Source organism: Mesorhizobium sp. M2C.T.Ca.TU.002.02.1.1 (assembly GCF_003997225.1).
This window is the reverse complement of record NZ_RZTO01001301.1, coordinates 1-1,009: the sequence shown is the minus strand read 5'-3', so window position 1 is coordinate 1,009 and position 1,009 is coordinate 1. Positions and strand designations below refer to the sequence as shown.

The 1,009-nt window shown below is 66.2% G+C and carries 1 protein-coding gene; it reads right to left on the bottom strand.

Annotated elements, in window-relative coordinates; all coding sequences use genetic code 11:
* A partial coding sequence (locus EOD07_RS35640; protein WP_164772911.1) for an ATP-binding cassette domain-containing protein occupies positions 1 to 1,009 on the bottom strand: 1,009 nt, incomplete at both ends.

Sequence of the window (1,009 nt, the reverse complement as noted above, 5' to 3'; positions counted from 1 at the left end):
GCGAGCGCCAGTACGCCGAAGCGGTTGAGGCGGTCGAGGATCGCCGCCGTGAGGTTGACCTCGATGGGGGCTCCGAGGAAGAGGCTCTTGCCGCCCCGGTCTTCCGAGACATAAGCGATGCCGGCGCGGCTCGCCGCAGCAATCGAGGTGACCTCGACCGCGGAACCGCCAACCTTGATCGTGCCGGCATAGTGCCGCTCCAGGCCGGCCAGCGTTTCGACCAGCGCATTGGCGCCGGAACCGAGCTGGCCGATGATGCCGACGATCTCGCCGGCGCGGAAGGCAAGATCGACGGGGCGGTATTTCCCCGCGACGCCAAGCCCGGCAAGCTCGATTACCGTCGCCGCCTCGGATCTGCCCCCGTCGCGCGTGGCATGCGCCGAGGTTACCTCGCGGCCGATCATCTCGGCGACGAGCTCGTCATTGGTCCATTGCGCGGTCGGCTTGGTCAGGATGCGCTGTCCGTTGCGGAACACGGTCGTGCGGTCGGTAAGCGCGAAGATCTCCGGCAGGCGATGGCTGATATAGACCACGGCCGTTCCCTTGGCGCGAAGCCAGCGCACCGTCTGGAAGACCCGCTGGATCTCGGCATCGGAAAGGCTCGCCGTCGGTTCGTCGAGGATCAGCACGCGGGCGCCGCGCATCACGGCGCGGCAGATTTCGAGGAGCTGCTGCTCGGCGATCGACAGCCTGCCGGCCTCGAGGTTGAGCGGTATATCCGACAGGCCAAGCTGATCCAGCGTCTGGCGTGCACGCGCCCTGTAGCGCCTGCGGATATAGAGCTGGGAGATGTCGGGATCGCCCAGAAGTACATTGTCCAGCACGGACAGATGCGGAATGATCGACAGTTCCTGATAGACGACGGAAACGAGCTTCGGATTGGTGAGCTCGCCGGGTCGCAGGAGCTGCCCATCGACGCGGATCTCACCTTCATCCGCGGCCATGAGGCCGGCGATGATGCGCACCAGCGTGCTCTTGCCGGCGCCGTTCTCGCCGCAGAGGGCATGGA